Origin of the sequence: Kordia sp., assembly GCF_045105435.1 — a bacterium.
Classification (GTDB): domain Bacteria; phylum Bacteroidota; class Bacteroidia; order Flavobacteriales; family Flavobacteriaceae; genus Kordia.
In genome coordinates this window covers 1-6072 of the sequence record NZ_JBGCDL010000135.1, presented here as the reverse complement: position 1 = coordinate 6072, position 6072 = coordinate 1, and the positions used below count along the sequence as shown (strand labels likewise).

General features: G+C 33.2%; 6 protein-coding genes. 2 read left to right on the top strand and 4 right to left on the bottom strand.

Annotated features, from left to right (window positions below):
- Both AB8B65_RS06930 and AB8B65_RS06925 read right to left on the bottom strand, forming a co-directional pair.
- A partial coding sequence (locus AB8B65_RS06930) for a VOC family protein (RefSeq protein WP_405300143.1) occupies positions 1 to 374 on the bottom strand: 374 nt, incomplete at its 3' end.
- Positions 375 to 675: 301 nt separating this feature from the next.
- Positions 676 to 1890 (bottom strand): MDR family MFS transporter, encoded by a 1215-nt coding sequence (locus AB8B65_RS06925; RefSeq protein WP_405300142.1) that lies wholly within the window; start codon positions 1888 to 1890, stop codon positions 676 to 678.
- A gap of 329 nt (positions 1891 to 2219) precedes the next feature.
- On the opposite strand from AB8B65_RS06925, the gene AB8B65_RS06920 reads away from it, so the two are divergent.
- Positions 2220 to 2825, top strand: coding sequence for a DUF1684 domain-containing protein (locus AB8B65_RS06920; RefSeq protein WP_405300141.1), 606 nt, complete (start codon positions 2220 to 2222; stop codon positions 2823 to 2825).
- Between the two features lie 23 nt (positions 2826 to 2848).
- Here AB8B65_RS06920 and crcB read toward each other — a convergent pair whose 3' ends face one another.
- Together crcB and AB8B65_RS06910 are read right to left on the bottom strand one after the other, a co-directional pair.
- Positions 2849 to 3220, bottom strand: coding sequence for a fluoride efflux transporter CrcB (gene crcB, locus AB8B65_RS06915; protein WP_405300140.1), 372 nt, complete (start codon positions 3218 to 3220; stop codon positions 2849 to 2851).
- A gap of 176 nt (positions 3221 to 3396) precedes the next feature.
- Positions 3397 to 4443, bottom strand: a complete 1047-nt coding sequence (locus tag AB8B65_RS06910; protein ID WP_405300139.1) for an SRPBCC family protein — start codon at positions 4441 to 4443, stop codon at positions 3397 to 3399.
- Between the two features lie 184 nt (positions 4444 to 4627).
- Between AB8B65_RS06910 and AB8B65_RS06905 the strand changes: the two genes are divergently transcribed.
- Positions 4628 to 6072, top strand: a 1445-nt coding sequence (locus AB8B65_RS06905; RefSeq protein ID WP_405300138.1) for a dipeptidyl-peptidase 3 family protein, incomplete at its 3' end; no start/stop codon positions are given.

Genomic DNA, 6072 nt, shown 5'->3' with positions numbered 1-6072 from the left:
TCAATTCTCCATGGTGGATTTTTTCGGTCTTCTCCTGCTTTGAACAAAATTAAGTGATGTCCGTCGATATCGTTTAAATGTGCTTCGCGCCAATTCCATGATTTGTCTTCTGGCAAACTTGTAAATTGAATGCCTTTTTCTTGCAATTCTTTTACCGTTACATCTAAGTTTTCATTTTCAAAATACAAGGTAATATTATTATTTTCTGACAGTTTTTCTACTTTATGAATGGAAAATGTAGCATCTCCATTAGGACATTCAAAACGTACATACCTAGGAAGTGCGTCTACAATGAGACGCAATCCTAGTTTTTTATAAAATTCCGTTGCTTTGGCAACGTCTGTTGACGAAATTGTGACTTGGTTTAAATTCATTACAATTCTTTTTTAACGCAAGTTCAACGTAAATTTCATTCAAATAAAATTTAGCAAACATTTACGGTGTTATTCTTAAAATACTAAAATTCATTATTCTTATTTTCGTTTTCTTTGTTCGCCCAAAGAAAAGAAACAAAAGAAATGGCACTTTTCCAGAGGTATTTTTAGTTTTTCTTTTTTGGAGAAAAACTAAAACCGCATGAGTTCTTCTAAATTTTTTCCAAGGCTTCAAAAATTTTTAACGAAAAACTCCTACTATACTGCGGAAAAGAAGAAAACCACTCTTATATCAAATTCATTATAATCCTTTTTGAGTTCTTTTATGCAGCCATAAGGCTAATAATATTGCAATTACACCATACATTCCTGTTACCAACCAATTGATTTGATATCCATATTTACCCACAATTTCCAACCCGATTTTTGGGCTAAATATGTGTGCTACAGAAAATGCCATTGCGTATAAAGCCATGTAACTTCCTTCGTATCCTTCTTTGGCTCTATTGACTGCAAATTTGTTCGTGTATGGAAAACCGATCATTTCAGCAATGGTAATGATAACAATATTTACGATTAAAATTCCTATCCAAAGATTTTCATACAACACAAAGAAACTCAAGGTGAAAAATATACATGCGTATACTATGAGTTTGGTGTCTTTGTATCCTTTTCGTTCCAAATAGTCGATAAGTGGCATTTCTATAATTACAATGATTATTACATTGATACACATGATTAATCCTGTTTGAAACTCGGTCAGGTTAAATTCATCTTTATGGTATAAAGGCATGGTGGTTAGTAATTGAAAAAATACCATTCCCATCATAAAACAGATGGCAACAAATATCCAATAGCTTACATCTTTGTATACTACATTTTTTATTTTCACTTTCTTTGGTGTTGCTGCTTCCACTTCTTTTTTATGTGAACGTTCTTTCACTAGAATTCTGAATAGCAAAATTGCGATAATACATGTAATGCCATCAATCCAAAACAACATATCGTAGCCTTTCTTCCATATAATCCAACCTGCTACTGTGGGTCCAATTGCCATTCCTAAGTTTATGGCTAAGCGCACTAATGCTAACGAACGTGTTCTATTTTCTTCCGTACTATATGCCTTCAGCGAAACAAATATTGCAGGACGAAACGTATCTGCTACTGTCATAATTGCCATAATTGCAAAACACAATCCCCAAAATGAAGTTACGTATTGCATTCCTATAAAGGCGAATCCTGTGAGAAACAAACTCCCGATCATTACTTTGTAGAATCCGATTTTATCACTCAATCTTCCTCCAATATAAGATCCAAGTACTGAGCCAATTCCGAAAAAAGCCATGATAGAACCAACATCACCGACACTAAAATGTAACGACTCTTTTAGATATTTTGACAAAAACGGAATCACCATAGTTCCTGCTCTGTTGACTAATGAGATGATTGACAGAAACCATATTTCTTTTGATAACCCTTTGAATGAAGCAATGTAATTCGCGTACATTTTTTTCATAATTGTTAGTTTTTGGTTGTGAATACTTAGTTGTTTTTTTGATTTGGGATTTGATTAAAAATAAAAAGTCCGACTGTGAAGTCGGACTTTTTATAATTGTTATATGTGATATCTATATCAACACAATATATAAGCGCCCAGACCTCTTATCCAAGAAGATCTTTGTACATACTTATTGACTGTGTTAATGTTCATTATTTCTTTTATTTGATTCAAAACTACATAAAAATTGTACACAAAAAATAAAAAACTTCAATTATTTAATGACAAATTGTATTTTTGAACTTATTCCTTTTTGAAAATTATCTAATTAAATTGAATCGTAAACGATGAAAAATATTTGCTTGATTTTGTGTAGTACTTTACTAATTATAGGTTGTTCTGGAAAGAAAGAAGCTGTTATTGGTGAAACTGAATTCCAACAAAAGTTGAATGCTGAATATAAAGATGCATCTACATCTCCGCTGAAAGCAAAAGATTTGAAAACGTTTGAAGGATTGGACTTTTTCCCCATTAATAATACATTCAAAGTGACAGCAACTTTTAAAAGAACGCCCAATTCGCCCATTTTTAAAATGCCAACTTCTACCGATAGAAAGCCAGAATATAGACGTTACGGAATTGCTACTTTTACACTGAATGGAAAAGAGTTTTCATTAGAAATTTATCGAAATCAAAAGTTAATGAAGACAGAAGAATATAAAAACTATCTTTTTCTTCCTTTTACAGATGAAACGAACGGATTTGCGAGTTATGGCGGTGGACGTTATATAGATTTAGAGATTCCGAAAGGAGATACGATTGAGATTGATTTTAATAAGTCATACAATCCGTTGTGTGCTTATAATGATAAGTATTCGTGTCCAATCCCGCCAAGGGTAAATTTTTTAAAGACTGAAATTAATGCAGGTGTAAAAGCTTTTGATAAGCATTGAGTTTCTTCTTTTTTGAGATTTAATTAGAAGTATTTCACAAGATACATTCCTAAAAAAACAGCCGCAAAACCAATTACAAAACTTGCAATTGTATACAAAGCGAATGTCATAAAGTCACCCGATTTTAAAAAGACATGGTTTTCGTAAGCAAACGTAGAAAATGTTGTAAAACCACCGCAAAAACCTGTGGCGAGTAAAAGTGTTGATTGCTCACTAATGGTATTGTTTTTAGCTGCCATTCCTAAGATAATTCCAATTAATAGACTTCCAAGTATGTTTGCTGCAAATGTTCCGTACGGAATTCCTGTTGCAGAATTGTTTAGGTATTTTGCGAGAAGATATCGTAGTGAACTTCCAAATCCTCCGCCAAGGAAAACCAGTAAGAGTTGTTTCATGAGTTGTATTCGATGTTATATTCAGTAGTGTAATAATATAACTTCACTACTATGTTTGATGTTTTTCGCACTTACTATAAATGTCAAATCGAGCGCAGTCGAGATTCAATTGAAACGTTTATTTCACTTGGGTTCTCGACTGCGCTCGAACTGACAAATAGTTGTTTTTTGACTTTTTATTCAGCTGCTTTTACCGTATAATAGATATCAGTTTGAATGTCTGCTGGCTTCACTTGCGTAGGATCGTTTTCATACAATTCCCAAATAGGTCCTGCAGGCATTAATTTGTGTTTGCTCATAAATTCAGCAATTTTTATATGCGCTTCCACATCGCCTACTCCATACGGTCCAAATTTTGAAATTTTTACAATTTTCCCTGCTGGTATAATTGTTTTTGTCATTCCGTCTCCATCTGGAAGCACTGAATCGTCTTCAATTAACAGTCCAATATAAAATTCCGCTTCTTTCGTTTCTTCGTCCCACTTTTTATATAAAGTTCCAGGTGTATACACAAGTTGATTCATTTCTCCATACATTCTTGCTTTTGGCATAAACTCCATAAATAATTTTGTCATTTCCTGTATGCCTAAATCTGTTGTACTTTTTTGGTAAAATCCAGTAAACTGTTTTGCAGCAATATCTGCTTGTGATATTTCTCCCAATCGAAATGAGACTTGCGGCGGATTCTTTTTAATATGTTCAGCAATTACCTTATCTAGGTTTTCTAATCCTTTTTGATAGTCTCCACCAATCATTTTATCCATTCCTCCATTCAATTCGGCGATTAATTTAAACATAAAAGTCATTTTTTCTCCTTTCATCGTCCAAGTTACCTTTGTACCATCTTCCACTTCTTCAAGTGTCCAACTTACCGTACTAGGTTCATAATCTTCAAATTGTAATTCTTGCTCTAGAGATTTGTTGGCTACCATTGATAAATTCTTCATTCTTCCTGGTCCACTATCACCATCCCAACTGTAGGAACCACCAATACCTGCTGTTTGTTCAGGATACGTAGCTTTAATAGTAGTATCTTTTTCCATCCAAGGATTCCAAGCTTCCCAATTTCTAAAATCGCTAATATTATTAAAAATTACACTAGCGGGTGCTTTTATCACTTTGCTTCTAGTGACTTCAAAAGTATCGGGTCTGGTTGCTACAAAAATTGCGCCTGCAACGAGCACTACCAGCAGCAATAGCAATACATACTTTAAAATTTTCATATTTTTCGGGTGTATTAGTTCGTATTGCTAATGTACAAATTTTTAATGTTTTAGTGAATTCATTACATTTGTGGCAAAAGGATAGCAATTTCATAAAAAAGCAAGTGTTTTTTTATGTTTATCTGAAAATAGTAAAACGAACAAATGTCACATTTGACCAAAACAATAAACTAAAAATAAACAAATGAACTTAAAATCAATTGCAGGAATAGCCTTAGCGGCGGGAATGCTATTTTCTTGTGCAGAGAAACAGAAACCTTGGCAAGATAGCTTTGAAGTAAGCTATTTAGAACAAGCAAAAAGTGATAAGTTAGATTTTCAGGTAGAACAGTTCGCTGATATAAAAGTATTGCGATATGAAATCCCTGGATTTGATGAATTGACTTTGAAAGAAAAAAAGTTAGTATACTACCTAACCCAAGCAGGACTTTCTGGAAGAGATATTATGTGGGATCAAAATTACCGACATAACTTAACGATTCGTGAAGCATTAGAAAATATATACGTGAATTATAAAGGTGATAAAACATCTAATGATTGGAAAGCTTTTGAAACGTATATAAAACGTGTCTGGTTTTCTAACGGAATTCACCATCATTATTCAAATGATAAATTAAAACCTGAATTTTCTAAAGAATATTTAGTCGACAGCTTATTAACTACTACAAATACTGAACTTAAAGGAGAAGCTTTAGAAGTTATTTTCAACGATAAAGACAGTAAAAAAGTAAATAAAAAAGATGGTGTAGATAACGTATTGGTATCTGCAATTAACTTTTACGGACCAGATATTACAAGTGCTGACGTAGAAAAATTCTACGAAACTGCCTATAAAGGGCCAGAAGGAAAACCTGTTGAAGCAGGATTAAACTCGAAATTAGTTCGTGAAAACGGAGAATTGGTAGAGAAAGTATGGAAATCTGGCGGAATGTACGGAAGCGCTATTGATAAAATTATCTATTGGTTAGAAAAAGCAAAAGGTGTTGCCGAAAACGAAAAACAAGCGAAAACGTTAGGTTTATTAATTGAATATTATAAAACAGGAAGTTTAGATACTTGGGATCAATATTGCATTTCTTGGGCAACCTCAACAGATGGAAATATTGACTGGATTAACGGATTTATTGAAGTATACAATGATCCAAAAGGATACAGAGGTTCGTATGAAACAATTGTACAAATTAAAGATTTTGACATGTCAAAGAAAATGGCTGTTTTATCAAAAGAAGCACAATGGTTTGAAGATAACTCTCCTTTAGTTGAAAGTCACAAAAAGAAAAATGTAGTAGGAGTTTCTTATAAAACGGTAAATGTTGCAGGAGAAGCAGGAGACGCTTCACCAAGTACACCAATTGGAGTAAACTTACCTAATAACAACTGGATTCGTCAAGATCACGGATCTAAATCAGTTTCTTTAGGAAATATTATCAATGCGTATTCGCAAGCTGGTGGATCGGGAAGATTGAAAGAATTTGTGCATGATGATGAAGAATTTGAATTAGAAGAAAAATACGGAAAGTTAGCCGATAAATTACATACAGCTTTACATGAAGTTATTGGACATGCTTCTGGGCAAATTAATAAAGGAATTGGACAACCAAAAGAAACCTTGAAAAACTATGCTTCTAC

Excerpts from the sequence above, each read along its gene's own strand:
- AB8B65_RS06925 (WP_405300142.1), bottom strand. The coding sequence starts at position 1,890 with ATGAAAAAAATGTACGCGAATTACATTGCTTCATTCAAAGGGTTATCA.
- AB8B65_RS06920 (WP_405300141.1), top strand. The coding sequence starts at position 2,220 with ATGAAAAATATTTGCTTGATTTTGTGTAGTACTTTACTAATTATAGGT.
- crcB (WP_405300140.1), bottom strand. The coding sequence starts at position 3,220 with ATGAAACAACTCTTACTGGTTTTCCTTGGCGGAGGATTTGGAAGTTCA.
- AB8B65_RS06910 (WP_405300139.1), bottom strand. The coding sequence starts at position 4,443 with ATGAAAATTTTAAAGTATGTATTGCTATTGCTGCTGGTAGTGCTCGTT.